Genomic DNA, 16054 nt, shown 5'->3' with positions numbered 1-16054 from the left:
GCGCGGCGACGAGCTCGGCCTGGGGCATCGCTACGAGCTGGTGAAGGGCTGCCTCATCGAGCTGGTGGACGGCTACTGGGTGCCGCTCCAGGACCTCGAGGGATCATGAAGGTGATCCGCCACCTCGGCTCGTACGCCCTGACGTTTCTGGTGATCGCCGCCGCCGTCGTCTTCGTCGTCGTGTTCATCGCCGGCATCCGGGCAACGGTGAGGGGCTCGTGATGTGGCTCTACGAGGCGGTCGCTGTGGGACCCCCCTCGAGGGGAGCTCGTCACGGGCCGCCGGCGGGTGGGCGTCTCCGTGGGAGCTTGAGGCCGCCGAGGACGATGCGGCGCAGCAGCCGGCGGGTGAAGGGCTCGGGCGCCGGTTCGAGGCCCAGGAGCCCGTGCAGGGCGTCCTGGTGGCCGGTGAACAGGGTGAGTCCGCAGAGGCCGGCGACGCCGGCGCACGCACTGCGAGGCGCGCCCCAGATGGATGAGCGGGTGGCCGGTGAGGTGCTGCCACTCGGTGGCGAAGTCGGCGACCTGTTCGATGGCGGGGAGCCGATCGTCGAGGCGGTGGCCGTCGGGTTGGACCGCGACGGCGGTGAGCATGCCGGTGGGGTCGCCGAGGACGTTGGCGAAGTGGCGGGCCTCGCTGCGGCCGACATAGGACGTGCTGAGGGTGTGCACGGCCCCGCGCACCATCCCGGCGGCCGCCATCGCGGGCCAGTTCGACTCGAACCGCGGGTCGACGCCGGCGATGCCCGTGGTGGCGGGGCACCAGCCGAGGCGGTGGCCGGCGCCGGCGACCTGCGACCAGTCGACGGCCTCGTGCCAGGGGCGCACATCGGGGCCGGAGAACGGCATGACGTCGCGGAGCTTACGATCGGCTCCCCGCCGCCACGGAGCGTGGCACGCTATGGCACGGCCAGGCACTACAAGTTGGTCAAGACGGTGTCTGATCAGCGTGTTTACTAGCCAACCGGGTGCGCCGCTGGCAGCCTTCACCCATGGATCGGTCGGGTAGCGCTCCCTCGTTGCTCGCCTACCGGGTTGAGGACGCGGCCCGTGAGCTGTCGATGTCCCGCCGGCAGGTCTACCGGCTCCTGGCCACCGGCGAGCTGCTCGCCCGCAAGACCGGTTCCCGGACGTTGATCGAGCGGGTCGAGCTCGTGCGCTTCCTTCGACGGCAACGCCAGTACCGGCCGTCGGGCGCGGCGTGAGCCCGGTGCGGCGTGGCGCTGCTCCCAACGACGGTCTCCATCCAACGCCTCACCGAGACCCTGCGCGCGCTGGGCGAAGCGCCCGCCAAGGGGCAGCCGCGCCGCATCGACGACCTCGAGGCCCGGCTGGTCCGGGCGGTCCAACGGGACGGCACAGGCGTGTCGGTCCCGGATGGCTACCCGACCGGGACTCTCGGCGGCGGCGGCCGTGGCGGGCCGGTCGTCGCCGTCGAGGCGGATGAGAACGGGCCGGCCGACGTCGTCGCGGTGACCTCCGTCGAGGGCACGGTGATAGCGCGGATCGAGCCTGACGAGCGGGCAGTGAGACAGCTTCGTGACCGCCATCACGAGCTCACCGTCCGCGCCGTCCAGGCGGTCGACTCCGCTGTCGCCGGCGTCCAGAGGGCGTTCGGCGCGTTGGCGTCGCTCGACGACCTCCTCAAGACCGGGCCGCCGGCGCCGAAGACCTGCGACCACTGCACCCGCAAGCGCGGCAAGGGCTGGGATCGCCCCATCTACGCCACCGGCACCGTCGGCGACCGCCTCGAACGCGCCAAGGCGCTCTGCGAGGCCTGCCACAGCTTCGTGCGCCAGACGGCGGCCGCCGGCTCCCGGGCCGGGTACCTCCCGAGCGACAAGCAGATCAGCGACCACGAACAACGAGGCCGCTGGCGCATCCACGTGACCTGAGCGAATTCCAAACTCCAAACCAGCGTCTAGCTGGACAAACGCAGGTGGCGTGTTACGGTGCCGGCAGGTTCGACACGTACGTCGATGCTTCAGCCGTCCGAGACATGACCGCTCGGGCGGCTGTTGCGCGTTTGGGGGCCGGTCGCCATCAGCCCCCGCTGGGGGAGGGGAGGCGCCATGACCAGGCCGCCGACGAACAAGGGCCGGAAGTTCCCGGCCGAGCCGCTGACGCGCGACGAGGTGCTGCAGCTGCTCGCCGCGGCGTCGCGCCGGAGCCTGACCGGGATCCGGATGCGGGCCCTGATCGCCGTGCTGTTCGGGGCCGGGCTGCGCCTGCAGGAGTGCCTCGATCTCGAGCCCCGGGACATCGACACCGTCGCCCAGACGGTGCGTGTCCGGGAGGGCAAGGGCCGCCGGGCCCGCACGGTCGGCATCGACGCCTACAGCTGCGCCCTGATCGACCTGTGGATGGCCACGCGCCAGGCCCTCGGCCTCGGCGCCCACCACCGCGTGTTCGCCACCTACTCGGCCGGTCAGCACGGCCGGCCGCTGCAGCCCCGCTACGTGCGGGCCGCGCTGGCCCGGATTGGCGCCCGGGCGGGGTTGACGAAGCGGATCCACCCGCACGGCCTGCGCCACTCGCTGGCCTCGGACATGGCCGACTCCGGAGCATCGGTGTACGAGATCAAGGACCAGCTCGGCCACAAGTCGCTCGCCACCACCGACCGCTACATCCACGACCTGCGCCCGACCGTGCTGCTCGACCACATGCGCCAGCGCAGCTGGAACGAGCCAGACACCGTCGGCGCCGGCAGCCGGGACGTCGCCCTGCGCCAGGCCGTCGAAGGCCTCGGCCAGGTCCTCGAGGTCCTCCGTCAGGTCCTCGACGTCGACCAGGCGGCCGCTGGGGCCCGGCCACGTCGAAACGGTGCCCTCGAGCGGGCGCACGCCGCGGCATGACCCCGTACTACGACGACGGCCAGATCACGCTCTACCACGGTGATTGCCGCGAGGTGCTCCCGAGCCTTCCTCGCGACTCGGTCGACCTCATCGTCACCGACCCGCCCTACGGCGTGAACTGGCAGAGCAACCACCGCACCAACAAGCTGGCGCGGATCAACGGCGACGGCGACAAGGCCGACGAGCTCGTCGAGGCCGGGTTGGCGGCGAGCCTCCGGCTGCTCCGCAGCCACCGGCACCTGTACGTCTTCGGTCGACCTGACCTGTCCGGCCTGCCGATCGGCACCACCGCCGAGCTCGTCTGGGACAAGGCCATGTTGGGCATGGGCGATCTCTCGCTGCCCTGGGGCCCGAGCTGGGAGCCGATCACTTTCGGGGTCTATGTGTCCCGGCCGTCGGGCCGAGCGGCAGGCGATGGGCGTCTCGCAGCCCGGTTGCGGCGCGGCAGCATCGTGCGTGTGCCACGGGCGAACGCCGGGCAGCTGGAGGACCGTCACAGCCCGCATGCGACGCCCAAGCCGGTAGTGCTCCTGCGGCAGCTCATCGAGTCGTCGTCGATGCTCGGCGAGACCGTCCTCGACCCGTTCGCTGGTCGTGGGTCCACCCTGCTCGCGGCCCAGGCCGAGGGACGCCAGGCGATCGGTATGGAGATCGACGAACGCCACTGCGAGAAGGCGGCGGGAGACCTCGCAGCCCTGGCTGCGCCCAGATAGTGCCGCTTCTCAAGGGAAGCGGTCCTCTCTCGCTGCCTAGATGCCCCACTCCGGAGCAAAGCGGTACGAAACTCGCGACCATGATCAACCTGGACCTCAGCGAACGGCACCCCAGCACCCGGCAGATCGCCCGCTGGTTCGAGCATGACCACCTGCCCGAGCACCTGCAGCCGGTCGCCGCCGAGTGCGCAGGCCTCGCCGAAGAGATGATCGGCCGGCTGCCCGACGGGCCCGAGCTCACCACCGGCCTGCGCAAGCTGCTCGAGGCCAAGGACTGCTTCGTCCGGTCCCTCGTCGGCGACTTCCACCCGGCCATCGAGCGTCCAAACCCCTCCGGGTTGAGCATGTAGCCATGACCCGCACCGTCACGCACACGCGCACCGACGTGGACCTGTGCCAGCGCTGCGAACACCCCGCCGACTGGCATCGCCACGACGACACCTCGCACCCCAACGAGGGCGGCCACAACAGCCACGGCGAGAACGTCGGCGAGGGCGCGGAGTGCCCGTACCGGTGCCTCGGCTACGACTGCACCGCCGACGGCCCCGTCCCTCCATCTGGCCGGGCGTGCGGCTGCCCCGACATGGTGCACCCATGAGGATCAGGATCGAGTCCACCACCAAGGTCGTCGAGGTCAACGGCGTGCCCGCCCGCATCTGGGAGGGCCACACCGAGAGCGGCATCCCGATCCACTGCATGATCACCCGCATCGCCGTCGACGTCGCCGAGGACCAGGCCCAGTTCGAGGAGGAGCTGGCCCAGTGCCGGCCACCACGCAACCGGGACATCGAGGCCTACCCAATGCGGATGCTGCTCTAGGCCCGTCGGCACGAAGATTGGGCTCCCCGAAGATGCACCAGGGCGGGATCTTCCCCGGCCAGCCACCCGAGGCCCATTCGCCGGCGTCGGCGTACTTCGCCCTCGAGGACCTGCTGTCGCCTGCGTACTTCCTCAGCCCGCCGCCGGCGCAGGGCGTGCGCCTGGTCATCGAGGGCCGGGATGGGATCCGGACGACCTGGGAGATGTCGGAGCTCCGGGCGCAGTGGCTGCACTCGGTGCTCCAGGGACGGCCGGTGCGGGTCATGTCGGTGGCCACCTACTGAACCGATGGGACCGGGACGAAACAGGAGGGCCCGGCCCGGTGGCTAGTGGGCTGAGGCCACCACCTACCGAGGGGTGACCCATGACCACCACGGCTCGGCTAGTGCCACCGGGCTGGGTGCGGTCGCAGCCGCTGGGCGCCGTCATCGTCCTCTACTACGAGGACGGCTCGATCCGCATCGAGCATGCCTGCAGGGTGATCGACGACACGCAGATCGTGTGCGCCCCGGCCCTACGCCTCGGCGACGGCCACTCGGTGGTGTCGTCGGATCCGCTGACCGTCGTGCCGTCGATCCTGTGCCCAGACTGCGGGCTGCACGGCTTCATCACCGCCGGCGCCTGGTCGCCAGCGTGAGCTCATGGGCGAAGGGCAGCACTCGTCGATGGCGCCGTACCCGCGCCCAGGTCCTGGCCCGTGACGGGTACCGCTGCCGCATCCAGCTCGACGGCTGCACCGGCGTGGCCACCCACGTGCACCACGTCCATGGCAGGGCAGTCACGGGCGACGACCCCGCGCACCTGGTCGCCGCGTGCGAGTGGTGCAACCTGTCGACCGGCGATCCGACCAAGGCACCCGACCCTCAACCGAAGCCGAGGACGCGGTGGTGACCGACTGCGCCACATCGCCGATGCGATCAGCGCGACGCCCGCCGTTTTTCCCCATGGGGCCCGGGCCCTGGACACCGAGCTGTCCGGAGTTTCTCTCTCCCCGCACCCCGCCCCCGTGAGCCCGGATCGCCCCTGATCGCCCCGGAGCGTGGCCTATGGGCACGAATCGTGCAGGATCGGGGCCGATCGCTCGGGCCTTGGCGAAGGCGCTGCGGGCGGCGACGGTCGACGACCGCGACGCCGCCACGGTCGCCCTGGCGAAGCGCCTCGCTGCGCTACTCGACGAGTCAGCGCCGCGGTCGGCGTACGAGGAGCACCTGCTCAAGGTGGCGCGCGCCGTGGCCAGCTGCGATGAGCCTGACGACGAGGTGGACCGGGCGCTGCGGAAGATCGCCGACGCCCTCGGGCGTCACTCCGTGGCGTCGGATCTCGGTCCGAAGTACCTGGCGACCCTGACGGCGCTGGGGCTGACACCGGCCGCACGGGGCACGAAGGAGGGTGGCCAGGTTGTCAGCGGCCCGAGCAAGCTCGACGAGCTGCGGGCTCGACGTGGCCCAGGTACTGGGTAGCACGACACCCCGGCTGTGGACGCCGCCACTGCGCGAGCTGACCCCCGCCACGTCCTACGGGTTCGACGTCATCGAGTTCGCCGACGCGGTGCTGCGCCACCCGCTCGACCCGTGGGAGCAGTGGCTGGTCATCCACGGCTGCGAGCTGCTCCCCACCGGGCTTCCCCGGTTCCGGAAGCTGCTGGTCTGCGTCAGCCGCCAAAACGGCAAGACGCTCGTAGCCGTCGTGTTGTCGCTGTACTGGCAGTTCGTCGAGGCCGTCCCCCTGATCCTCGGCACGAGCACCAAGGTCGACTACGCCCGGGAGAGCTGGCTCAAGGCCGTGGCCCTGGCCGAGGCGAGCCCCGACCTCGACGGGCTACGTGCCCACAGCCCCAGGCGCTGGAAGCGGGAGGCCAACGGCGAGCAGGAGAGCTGGACGACCGAGGGCTCCCGGTACAAGATCGCTGCCAGCAACGCCGAGGGCGGCCGGTCACTGACCGTCTACCGGCTCATCCTCGACGAGCTGCGCCAGCACCGGGACTACTCGGCGTGGGACGCCTCGGTCAACGCCGGCAACGCCGTGGCGACCTTCCAGGCGTGGGCCCTGACCAACATGGGCGACGACGGGTCGGTCGTGCTGAACGACCTCCGGGACGAGGCCCTGGCGTTCATCGCCACGGGGGTCGGTGACACCCAGCTCGGGCTGTTCGAGTGGTCGGCTGAGGAGGACGCCGACCCCGAGGATGTCCACGCCCTGGCCCAGGCGAACCCCAACCTCGGAAGGCGCATCGCCGCGGAGACCCTCCTCAACGACGCTGCCGCCGCGGTGCGCAAGGGGGGCGACAAGCTCGCCGGGTTCCGCACGGAGAACATGTGCATTCGGGTTCGGAAGCTCGCGCCGGCGATCGACCCCGGGGCGTGGCATCGAGGCCACGAGGATGGCGACCTGTCCGGTGTGCGGGGCCGAGTGGCCGTGTGCTTGGAAGTCGCCCCAGACCAGACGCACGCCACGCTGGCCGCCGCAGCGAAGCTCGATGACGGCCGGGTGCGGGGCGAGGTCGTGAAGGCGTGGGACGGCGTCGGCTGCACGGACAAGCTGCGCCGGGAGCTCCCTCGGCTGCTGGCCCGCGTGAAGCCGAGGGCGCTCGGCTGGTTCCCGTCCGGGCCCGCCGCGGCGCTGGCCGCTGACCTCGCAGCGCGCAAGGGCCGCACCGGCTGGCCGCCGGCCGGGTGCACCGTCGACGAGATCCGAGGCGAGGTCGCGGCGGTGTGCATGGGTCTCGACGAGCAGGTGACCGCCGGCCTGGTGGTGCACTCCGACGACCCTCTACTGAACGCCCACGTCACCGGCGCCGAGCGCCTCAGACGCGGCGACGCGTGGGTGTTCTCACGCAAGGGCGAGGGCCACTGCGACGCCGCCTACGCCCTCGCTGGTGCGGTGCACCTGGCACGCACCCTGCCCGCCCCGGTGGGCAAGCCGAGGCTGGTGGTCGGGACCTGAGCCATGCCGCCGCACGAGGGACCTCGTGTGGCCGCGTCGACAGAAACGGCGGTTCCTCTATGAGCTCCACAGAGCAGACACCCCGCCGCGCGCTCAAGGAGCCGGTGGCGTGAAGTGGCCGTGGTCCCGTAAGCGCAGAGCGACGTTCGACAGCCCACCGCGGAACATCGTCGAGCTGTTCGCCGAGATGTACTCGGCCACCGGCACGTCGGTGACCAGGCGACAGGCCCTGTCGGTGCCCGCGGTGCGCCGTGGCCGGAACCTCGTGTGCAGCGTGGCGACGATGCCCCTCGAGCAGTACCAGCCCGACTTCACGGTCGCCGAGTCGGCGCTGCTGCGCCAGATCGACCCCGACGTACCAAACGTGGTCACGCTGGCGCAGACGGTCGAGGACCTGCTGTTCGACGGCATCGGGTGGTGGCTGGTCACGTCCAGCGACTTCGCCGGGTTCCCGGTGTCGGCCCGGCACCTCGACGTCGGCACGGTCAGCCTGGAGCCGCCGGGCGACGGCAAGTCGCCGGCGCCGCTCCCGTCCGGGATCGACCCGCGTCGCGGCGTCGTGTGGGTCGACGGGAAGGCGGTCGGCGGCGACCGGATCATCCGGTTCGACTCGCCGAACCCGGCCGTCCTACAGCACGCCGGCCGGGAGATCCGCCGAGCCATCGCGCTCGACAAGGCCGCGGTCATGTACGCGGATGACCCCCGGCCGGCCGACTACTTCGCGCCCGCCGACGGTGCCGACGAGATAGACGACGACGAGATCCAGGAGATCCTGGCGAAGTGGAAGTGGTCTCGTAAGCGGCGGGCGACAGCGTGGGTGCCGAAGGCGATGACCTACCACAGCGTGGACTCGCCGGCCCCCCGTGACCTGCAGCTCGTCGAGCTGCAGCGGCAGGTCAACCTCGACATCGCCAACGCGCTGGGCATCGACCCCGAAGACCTCGGGATCTCCACCACCAGCCGCACCTACGCCAACGACGTCGACCGCCGCCGCAACAAGCTCAACGAGGTCCTCGCCCCCTACATGCAGGGGATCACGGGACGCCTGAGCATGGGCGACGTGACCCGCCGCGGCTACACGGTCGCCTTCAACACGACCGAGTACCTGCAGCCCAACCCCACGGAGCGGTGGGCCACGTACGCCACGGCGAAGGCCCTCGAGGCGATCACGGTCGACGAGATCCGCACGGCTGAGCGCAAGCCGCCGATGCCCGAGATCGAGGAACCAGCCCCGCCGCCCGACCCCGTCACCGACCCCGATCCCGACGCCGGCCAGGGCGACACGCCCGCCGAGGAGGACGACACAGTGACCGCAACCCAACCAGCGGCGATGACGTTCGACACCGACCGCGGGCTCACCTTCACCGACGTCCCGGTCACCGAGTTCTCTGTCGACCTCGCCGGCCGCACGATCGAGGGCCTCGCCCTGCCCTACGGCAAGATCGGCGCCAAGTACGGCCAGAAGTTCCGGTTCGCGAAGGGCGCCCTGTCGTGGTCCGAGGTCGGCCGGGTGAAGCTGACCCGCGAGCACGGCCCGGCGATCGGGCGTGCCGTCAAGCTCACCGACTCGCCAGCTGGGCTCCGCGTGAAGTTCAAGATCGCCCGCGGCGACGCCGGCGACGAGGCGCTGCTGCTCGCCGAGGACGGCGTCCTCGACGGCCTGTCGGTCGGCGTCGACTTCGACATGGCCGCCGACACGGCCCCGGACCCGAAGGACCGGGCCGTGACGTTGGTGCGCCGCGCCGACCTGCGCGAAGTCGCCCTCACCGCAATGCCCGCTTTCGACGATGCCCGCGTCACGTCCGTGGCCGCGAGCCGAACAGGAGACAACACCATGCTGCCGTGCAACGCCTGCGGTCAGGTCCACGCCGAGGGCGTCGCCTGCACCGCTACCACCACCGAGCCGCCCGCGGCTCCCGAGCCCACCGGTCTCACGCTCACCCAGGAGCAGTTGACCGCGGTGCTGACCCGCCCCGGTGTCATGGACCAGCTCACCGCGGCGCTGGCCCAGCAGGGCAACCCGCAGGCCCCGGCCGCCCCGGCCGGTGGCCTCACCCTGACCACCCAGCAGGTCGACGACATGATCCAGTCGGGCCAGTTCGCCACGATGCTGGGTCTCCCCGCGCCGGCGGCCCCGACGCCCGAGCCCGAGGGGCCCGAGCCGGTCAACCCCACCCGTGGCCCGGTGCTGTTCGTCCACGAGGCCCTGCCCTACCGGTTCAGCCGGCCCGGGGTCCTCACCCGGTCGGACCACGACTTCTCCAACGACCTCCACGAGATGGCCCTCGCCCGCGACCACAGCGGCCAGGAGACCGACGCCGGGAAGCGGGTGATGAAGTTCCTGGCCGCCGTGTTCGCCGACCAGCGCACCTTCGCCGACACCACCACCGGCGACGTCAACGAGCTCAACCCCACGATCAACCGGCCCGACATGTACGTCGACCAACGCGACTTCCGGTATCCGATCTGGGAGTCGATCAACCGGGGCGGCCCCCCCAACGGTGTCCAGCCGTTCATGTTCCCGAAGTTCCTGTCGGCGACCGGGCTGGTGGGTGACCACACCGAGGGCGTCGAGCCCACCGGCGGCGAGTTCATCACCACGTCGCAGACCGTCACCCCCACGCCGACCAGCGGGAAGGCGTCGATCACCCGAGAGGTGTGGGACATGGGCGGCAACCCCGCCGTGTCCACGCTCATCTTCAACCAGATGGTCCGAGGCTGGAACGAAGGCCTCGAGTCGGCGGCGGCCACGTTCCTCAACACCCTCACCGCCGCGGTCGACATCACCCTGGGCGTGGGCGCGACTGCGGTCGACGAGGTCTTGATCGCCGCGTGGGACGCCGCCGTCGCCGGGCTGCAATTCGTGCGGGGCTACGACTTCACGATGTTCGCCGTCGAGCAGGTGCTGTACCTGACGTTCGTGGCGGCCTCGGACAACGACGGCCGCAAGCTGGTCCCGCAGATCAACCCGCAGAACGCCAGCGGCAGCGCCTCCCGCCGGTTCACTCAGCTCGACCTCGCCGGCGTGGTCGGGACCCCGTCGTGGGCACTGCCCTCGACGCCTGGGGCGTTGAACAACTCGTGGCTGTTCGACCCGGCGACTGTTTGGGGTTGGGCGTCGGCGCCGCAGCGCCTCGAGTTCCCCGGATCGGGTGGCGCCGCCGCCGGCGTCGAGTACAAGCCCGTCGCGCACGTCGACCTCGCCATCTGGGGCTACAAGGCGTTCGCGAACACCGACATCGGCGGTGTCCGCCAGGTCACCTACGACTCGGTCACCTGACCATGTCGGACCTGCGCATCGCTCGGCACAGCGCCATGGTCGTTCTCGACGGGACCCCTCACCGGGTCCGTCGAGGGCGTACCACGGCGCACGCCGACCATCCCATCGTCCGGGACAACCCGGACCTGTGGCGGCCGCTGGCCGTTGACTACGACCTCGAGCCCGAGCCCGGGCCCGCAGCGGCCCCGGAGCCGTCCGCCAAGACGGTGCGCGCCTGGGCCCGCGGTGAGGGCATCGACGTGCCCTCACGGGGCACCGTCCCGGACGACGTCGTCGCCCGCTACAAGGCCGCCCAGGAGCAGTAGCGGTGGCCTGGGCACCGGACTACCTGACGGTCGAGGAGCTGGCCGCCTACCTCCGCATCGACGACGACGTCGACGACCTCGAGCTGGCTGCTGCCATCACGGCCGCGTCGAGGGCGATCGACCACGCGACCAACCGGCAGTTCGGCAAGGTGGCCGCCGCGGAGGAGCGTCTGTACACCGCCCGCCCCGACCTCGAGCGGGGCTACTGGGTGGTCGACGTCGACGACTTCCAGACCGCCACGGGTCTCGTCGTCACCGTCGCCGGCGACGTCCTGGCGACCTTCACCAAGGAGCCCGTCAACGCCCCGGCCAAGGGCCGGCCCTGGACCCGCCTGGCGTGGACCGCGGAGTCCGAGCTCACGCCCTGCGGGGCCCGTCACGAGATCGGCGTGACGATCCCCTGGGGTTGGACGGCCTTTCCGGCCACGGTGGTGACCGCCACCAAGCTCCAGTCGTCGCGGTTCTTCACCCGCCGCAACGCACCGTTCGGTGTCGCCGGCTCACCCGACCAGGGCTCGGAGATGCGGCTGCTCGCCAAGGTCGACCCCGACGTCGCCGTGATGCTCAGCGACTACAAGCGGCCACGGGGCGTCGGATGAACCTCGCCGACGTCATGGACGACGTCGCCGCCCGCATCGACACGATCCCCGGGCTGCGCGTCTCCGCCTTCCCACCCGACCAGGTGCAGGTGCCCGCCGCGGTGGTCACCTACCCCGAGGCCTACACCTTCGACGAGACCTACGGCCGAGGCATGGACCGCCTCACGCTGCCCGTGGTGGTCATGGTCGGCAAGGTCTCGGACCGCAAGTCCAGGGACCAGCTCGCCGCCTACATGGACGGCTCCGGTCCGCAGTCGCTCAAGGCGGCGATCGAGGCGACGAGCCGGGTCGGGCCCGACGTCGACAAGCTGGTCAAGCACACGTTCTCCGCGGACGGCACCAACGTGTCCACGCTCGAGGTGGTCGCCGGGCCCTATCTGCAGGCGACGCTGAGCGCCGGCACCACCGAAGGCTTCTCGAACCTGCGCGACGTCTACGTCCACGAGGACCTGACGGCAGCCGACTTCCATGCCGAGGCGACGTTCGACCCGCCGTTCTTCGGTGACCGCGGCGACGGGGTGTTCATCCTTCCCCAGCACGCCCTGGTGCTCCGCTACCAGCGCGACACGATGCAGCGCGCGGTCGTCATCTGGAACAACATCGTCTTCGGTCTACCGACGCTGCTGATCGGTGTGTGGCAGGCCAGCCTCGACGGGCTCAGCGGCTTCGCCAACCGCCAGGCGGCCGGGTTCCCGGCCCCGTTCGGGCTCGCCTTCCCCTACACCGTCGAGGCCCGGCTGCGGGACACGGTCGTCAACGTCCGGCAACGGGGCATTAACGACCCAGTGCCGGAATGGGACGACCCGGTGCTCGCCCGCGAGATCGACCTCGAGACCGACGCCGGCGACGCCGAGGCGATCCCCACGCCGATCGGCGAGGGCCAGGCCGGCATCGCCGCCGCCCACCTGGGCATCGACACCGACCCGCTCTCCGCCGTCCGCTACCCGCTCAAGCACCTGTACTGGGAGCAGGACACCGCGTTCGACACCGTCAGGGTGCAGAGCGCCGAGTTCGACATCGTCTCCATGGCCGGCGTCGAGTACGTCGCCGCCACCCTCACCCTCGACATCGCCGGCCCCGGCTCCCCCTAGGAGGACCTCACCATGGCCAAGATCCACGGCAAGGGGACGGTCGCCCTCCTCAACGCCGTCGACATGTCCACCCACTCGAACAACCTGGAGTGGGCCCGCACCGGCGACTCCCATGACGTCACCACGTACGGGAAGAACGCCCACGTCAAGCAGGGCGGCCTGCTCGACGGCACCGCCAAGATCTCCGGGTTCTACGACGACACGGCCACGGGCCCGAGGGGGGTGATCGAACCGCTGATCGGCACCGTGGTGCCGATGGTGTTCCGGCCGGAGGGCACCGGGGCCGGCAAGCCCATGGACACCGTCAACGTGCTCGTCGTCTCCTACAAGGAGACCTCCGCGGTGGCCGACATGATCATGTGGGAGGCCGAGGTCGAGTTCTCCGATGACGTCGTCACGGCGGACCAGGTCTGATGGGCTTCGACAAGGAGCTGCTGTTCAGGGCCCGGCTGCCGGAGGCCGACGTCGACGTGCCCGGCATCGGCACCGTGCGGGTGCGTGCCCTGTCGCGCACCGAGGCCCTGTACTGCCGCGATACCCCCGACATCGTCACCATCGAGCGGCGCATGATCGCCCTCGGTCTCGTCGACCCCGAGCTGACCGAGAACGAGGCGAAGCGCTGGCAGGAGAACTCGCCCGCCGGTGAGCTGGAGAAGCTGACGCTGCGGATCAGTCAGCTGTCGGGCATGACGGAGACCGCGGCGAAGGAGGCATACGTCGCCTTCGAGCAGGAGGACGGCGCTGAGTTTCGAGTTCTTCCTGGCGCAGAAGCTGGCGATGACGGTGACGGCCCTGCGGGCTGAGATGGCCCAGGCCGAGTACGTCCGCTGGGGCGTCTACTACGGGCGCCTGGCGCAACGCGAGCAGCTCAGGTCGAAGGGCTGAACCGGTGGCCGCCACGGTCAAGATCGACGGTCTCACCGAGTTCCAGAGCGGACTCAACGACCTCAGGCGGGACCTCCCGAAGGCGTTGCACATGGCGTTCAACGACGCCGCCGACATCGTCGGCCCCGACGCCCGGGCCCGGGTGCCGTCGCGTACCGGCCGCGCCAAGGGCACCGTCAAGGCCCGGTCGACGGAGACCTCGGCCACTGTCACCGGTGGCGGCAGCGGGGCCCCGTACTACCCGTGGCTCGACTTCGGTGGCCGGGTCGGCAGGCGGCGCTCCGTGAAGCGGCCGTTCCTCGTCGAGGGCCGGTACATCTACAACGTCTACTTCCGGGCCGAGGGCTCGGGCCGGTTCCAGGACTCCCTCACCAACGGGCTCATGACGGTGGCCCGCAGCGCACGGATCGAGGTGACCTGATGTCCGGCAAGAACGAGGTGCTGCTCACCTTCGCCGGTGACTCCTCCAACCTCGACAAGACCATGAAGAACGTCGGCGCCGGCGCCACCACGATGGGCCGCGACGCCAAGACGGGCGCCGGCGGGCTCGACCGCCTGGGTGAGGCCGGCGGCAACACCGAGACCCGGTTCCTCGGGCTCGGCGCCGGCATCTCCGGCGTGAACACCCTCATGTCCGGCGACCTCACCGCCGAGACCGCCGCGATGGCCATGGCCGACCTCGGCGACGCCGTCGAGCACACCGTCGTCCCGCTCGCTCAGCAGGGCGCGGCACTCCTCGCCAACGGTGGCAAGGCCGTCCTGTCCGCCGGTCAGCACGTCGCCGCTGCTGCCACGACCGTCGCCAGCTGGATCGCCATGGGCATCCAGGCCATGGCCTCCGCCGCCGTGATGGCCGCCGCCTGGCTCATCTCGCTCGGCCCGATCGCCCTCGTGATCCTCGCCATCGGCGCCGTCATCGGCATCCTCGTCGCCATGGGCGTCGGGTTCGACGACGTGAAGGCGGTCGCCTCCGCGGCGTGGGGGTTCATCACCAACGCGGCGTCGAAAGCGAAGGACTGGCTGGCCCGCAACTGGCCGCTGGTGCTCGCCATCCTGACCGGCCCGTTCGGGCTCGCAGTGCTGGCCATCGTCCGCAACTGGGACTCCATCACCGGGTTCTTCCGCGGGCTGCCGGGCAAGATCGGCGGGTTCTTCTCGGGGCTGGCGAGCACCATCTCGAGCCCCTTCACCTCCGCGTTCGGGGCCGTGAAGTCGCTGTGGAACTCGACGGTCGGCGGGTTCGGGTTCACGACCCCGTCGTGGGTGCCGTTCGTCGGCGGCAAGTCGTTCCACATCCCGTCGATGCACCAAGGCGGCATCTTCCCCGGCGCCCCAGGCAGCGAGGGCCTAGCCCTCCTGCAGGCCGGCGAGCGGGTCAGCCCGGCCGGTGCAGCGTCGGGGCCCACCGTGGTCATCTACGTCGCCGGCTCCATCACCTCCGAGCGGGACCTGGTCAAGGTCGTGCGTGACGAGCTGACCCGTGGCGGGTTCGGAGGGGCGTTCGGATGAGCAGCGTCACAGTCGTCAACCAGGGCGAGGAAGCGTTCCTCGACCTGATCACCAACATCGACATGACGTTGCGTCTGTACGTCAACAACGTCACCTCCGGGCTCACCGCCACCCAGATCGAGGCCCTCACCCAAGCCGCGTTCACCGAGGCCACGTTCGCCGGCTACGCCGCCGTGTCGATGACGACAGCGTGGACCACCACCGCCGGGGACCCGTCCGAAGCGGTGCGCTCACCCGTCACGTTCACCCGCTCGACGACCGGGGTCGTGCAGCAGGTCTACGGCTACTACCTGACCCGCAACTCCGACGGGGCGCTCCAGTGGTTCGAGCACTTCGACGCACCGATCCCCGTCGAGGTCTCCTCGGATGCCGTCACGGTCACGCCGCGGCTCACCCTCGACGACGACACAGGAAGGAACCGCGTCGACATGGACATCTTCACCAGCTCGGGGACCTGGACCAAGCCGGTCGGGCTCAAGGCGATCCTCGTCGAGCTGGTTGGCGGCGGCGGCTCCGGTGGCGGCACCGGCGCGACCGCTGCGGGCCAACAGGCCGAGGGCGCCGGCGGCGGCGCCGGCGGCTACTCCCGCAAGATGATCCAGGCCGACAACCTCGCCGCCACCGTGGCGGTCACGATCGGCGCCGGTGCCGTCGCCGCGGCTGCGGGCGCCGCGGGCGCGACGGGGGGCACGACGTCGTTCGGGTCGCACTGCTCTGCCACTGGTGGTGCAGGCGGCACACAAATGGGCGGCGTGGCCGTAGGCGCCAACGCCGCGGCCGCTGGCGGCGCAGGCGGCGCCGGGGCGAGCGGAGACCTGAACATCCCCGGCTCCGCAGGCGGCACCGGCATCGTCAACGACGGGCTCGCCGCACGGTCCGGTCAGGGCGCCGACTCGATGCTGTCCGGCGCAGCGAAGACGATCGGCGCCGGCAACGGCACCGCCGGCAAGAACTACGGGGGCGGCTCCTCCGGTGCCCTCTCCGGCGCCTCGACCGCTGCGCGTGTGTCCACGGTCGGCGCCCCCGGCGTCGTCATCATCACCGAGTACTTCTAGC

At 70.9% G+C, this 16054-nt stretch carries 22 protein-coding genes; all 22 read left to right on the top strand.

Features of this window, described 5'->3' with window-relative positions; genetic code table 11:
* Positions 1-470 precede the first annotated feature (470 nt).
* The 22 genes from VK611_21675 to VK611_21570 all read left to right on the top strand — a co-directional run bounded on the left by VK611_21675 (position 471) and on the right by VK611_21570 (position 16053).
* Positions 471-959, top strand: a complete 489-nt coding sequence (locus VK611_21675; GenBank protein ID HMG43958.1) for a hypothetical protein — start codon at positions 471-473, stop codon at positions 957-959.
* Between the two features lie 32 nt (positions 960-991).
* Positions 992-1204 carry a helix-turn-helix domain-containing protein gene (locus tag VK611_21670; protein HMG43957.1) on the top strand — a complete coding sequence of 71 codons (213 nt, stop codon included), beginning with the start codon at positions 992-994 and terminating at the stop codon, positions 1202-1204.
* 12 nt (positions 1205-1216) lie between these two features.
* Positions 1217-1894 carry a hypothetical protein gene (locus VK611_21665; protein ID HMG43956.1) on the top strand — a complete coding sequence of 226 codons (678 nt, stop codon included), beginning with the start codon at positions 1217-1219 and terminating at the stop codon, positions 1892-1894.
* A 177-nt stretch (positions 1895-2071) separates the two neighbouring features.
* The gene (locus VK611_21660) at positions 2072-2854 is read left to right on the top strand and encodes a tyrosine-type recombinase/integrase (GenBank protein ID HMG43955.1); all 783 of its coding nucleotides are present in this window, start codon (positions 2072-2074) and stop codon (positions 2852-2854) included.
* Positions 2851-3567, top strand: coding sequence for a DNA methyltransferase (locus VK611_21655; protein ID HMG43954.1), 717 nt, complete (start codon positions 2851-2853; stop codon positions 3565-3567). The genes VK611_21660 and VK611_21655 overlap by 4 nt, the downstream gene beginning before the upstream one ends.
* Before the next feature lie 80 nt (positions 3568-3647).
* Complete coding sequence (locus VK611_21650) at positions 3648-3917, top strand: hypothetical protein (protein HMG43953.1); 270 nt, start codon at positions 3648-3650, stop codon at positions 3915-3917.
* Positions 3918-3919: 2 nt separating this feature from the next.
* Positions 3920-4165 (top strand): hypothetical protein, encoded by a 246-nt coding sequence (locus VK611_21645; protein ID HMG43952.1) that lies wholly within the window; start codon positions 3920-3922, stop codon positions 4163-4165.
* On the top strand, positions 4162-4386 hold the full coding sequence (locus VK611_21640; protein HMG43951.1) for a hypothetical protein: 225 nt from the start codon (positions 4162-4164) through the stop codon (positions 4384-4386). The genes VK611_21645 and VK611_21640 overlap by 4 nt, the downstream gene beginning before the upstream one ends.
* Positions 4387-4418: 32 nt before the next feature.
* Positions 4419-4670, top strand: a complete 252-nt coding sequence (locus VK611_21635; protein HMG43950.1) for a hypothetical protein — start codon at positions 4419-4421, stop codon at positions 4668-4670.
* A gap of 80 nt (positions 4671-4750) precedes the next feature.
* The gene (locus VK611_21630) at positions 4751-5023 is read left to right on the top strand and encodes a hypothetical protein (GenBank protein HMG43949.1); all 273 of its coding nucleotides are present in this window, start codon (positions 4751-4753) and stop codon (positions 5021-5023) included.
* Positions 5020-5277: an HNH endonuclease signature motif containing protein gene (locus VK611_21625; protein HMG43948.1), complete on the top strand. Its 258-nt coding sequence runs from the start codon at positions 5020-5022 to the stop codon at positions 5275-5277. Before VK611_21630 ends, VK611_21625 begins: the two co-directional genes overlap by 4 nt.
* Before the next feature lie 155 nt (positions 5278-5432).
* A complete protein-coding gene (locus VK611_21620) occupies positions 5433-5846 on the top strand; it encodes a hypothetical protein (GenBank protein ID HMG43947.1) in 414 nt (137 codons plus the stop codon).
* Complete coding sequence (locus VK611_21615) at positions 5827-7329, top strand: hypothetical protein (protein HMG43946.1); 1503 nt, start codon at positions 5827-5829, stop codon at positions 7327-7329. The genes VK611_21620 and VK611_21615 overlap by 20 nt, the downstream gene beginning before the upstream one ends.
* A 109-nt stretch (positions 7330-7438) precedes the next feature.
* A complete protein-coding gene (locus VK611_21610; protein HMG43945.1) occupies positions 7439-10609 on the top strand; it encodes a phage portal protein in 3171 nt (1056 codons plus the stop codon).
* Between the two features lie 2 nt (positions 10610-10611).
* Positions 10612-10914 carry a histone-like nucleoid-structuring protein Lsr2 gene (locus tag VK611_21605; GenBank protein HMG43944.1) on the top strand — a complete coding sequence of 101 codons (303 nt, stop codon included), beginning with the start codon at positions 10612-10614 and terminating at the stop codon, positions 10912-10914.
* Between the two features lie 2 nt (positions 10915-10916).
* Complete coding sequence (locus VK611_21600) at positions 10917-11513, top strand: hypothetical protein (GenBank protein ID HMG43943.1); 597 nt, start codon at positions 10917-10919, stop codon at positions 11511-11513.
* On the top strand, positions 11510-12604 hold the full coding sequence (locus tag VK611_21595; GenBank protein HMG43942.1) for a hypothetical protein: 1095 nt from the start codon (positions 11510-11512) through the stop codon (positions 12602-12604). Before VK611_21600 ends, VK611_21595 begins: the two co-directional genes overlap by 4 nt.
* 12 nt (positions 12605-12616) lie before the next feature.
* A complete protein-coding gene (locus VK611_21590) occupies positions 12617-13018 on the top strand; it encodes a hypothetical protein (protein HMG43941.1) in 402 nt (133 codons plus the stop codon).
* Positions 13018-13407: a hypothetical protein gene (locus VK611_21585; GenBank protein HMG43940.1), complete on the top strand. Its 390-nt coding sequence runs from the start codon at positions 13018-13020 to the stop codon at positions 13405-13407. Before VK611_21590 ends, VK611_21585 begins: the two co-directional genes overlap by 1 nt.
* Positions 13408-13493: 86 nt before the next feature.
* A complete protein-coding gene (locus tag VK611_21580; protein ID HMG43939.1) occupies positions 13494-13910 on the top strand; it encodes a hypothetical protein in 417 nt (138 codons plus the stop codon).
* The gene (locus VK611_21575; GenBank protein ID HMG43938.1) at positions 13910-14998 is read left to right on the top strand and encodes a hypothetical protein; all 1089 of its coding nucleotides are present in this window, start codon (positions 13910-13912) and stop codon (positions 14996-14998) included. The genes VK611_21580 and VK611_21575 overlap by 1 nt, the downstream gene beginning before the upstream one ends.
* Complete coding sequence (locus VK611_21570; GenBank protein HMG43937.1) at positions 14995-16053, top strand: hypothetical protein; 1059 nt, start codon at positions 14995-14997, stop codon at positions 16051-16053. Before VK611_21575 ends, VK611_21570 begins: the two co-directional genes overlap by 4 nt.
* Position 16054 lies beyond the last annotated feature (1 nt).

The organism is Acidimicrobiales bacterium, from assembly GCA_035316325.1.
Lineage (GTDB): Bacteria > Actinomycetota > Acidimicrobiia > Acidimicrobiales > VFJN01 > DASXTK01.
This window is presented reverse-complemented; position numbering and strand designations above follow the sequence as displayed.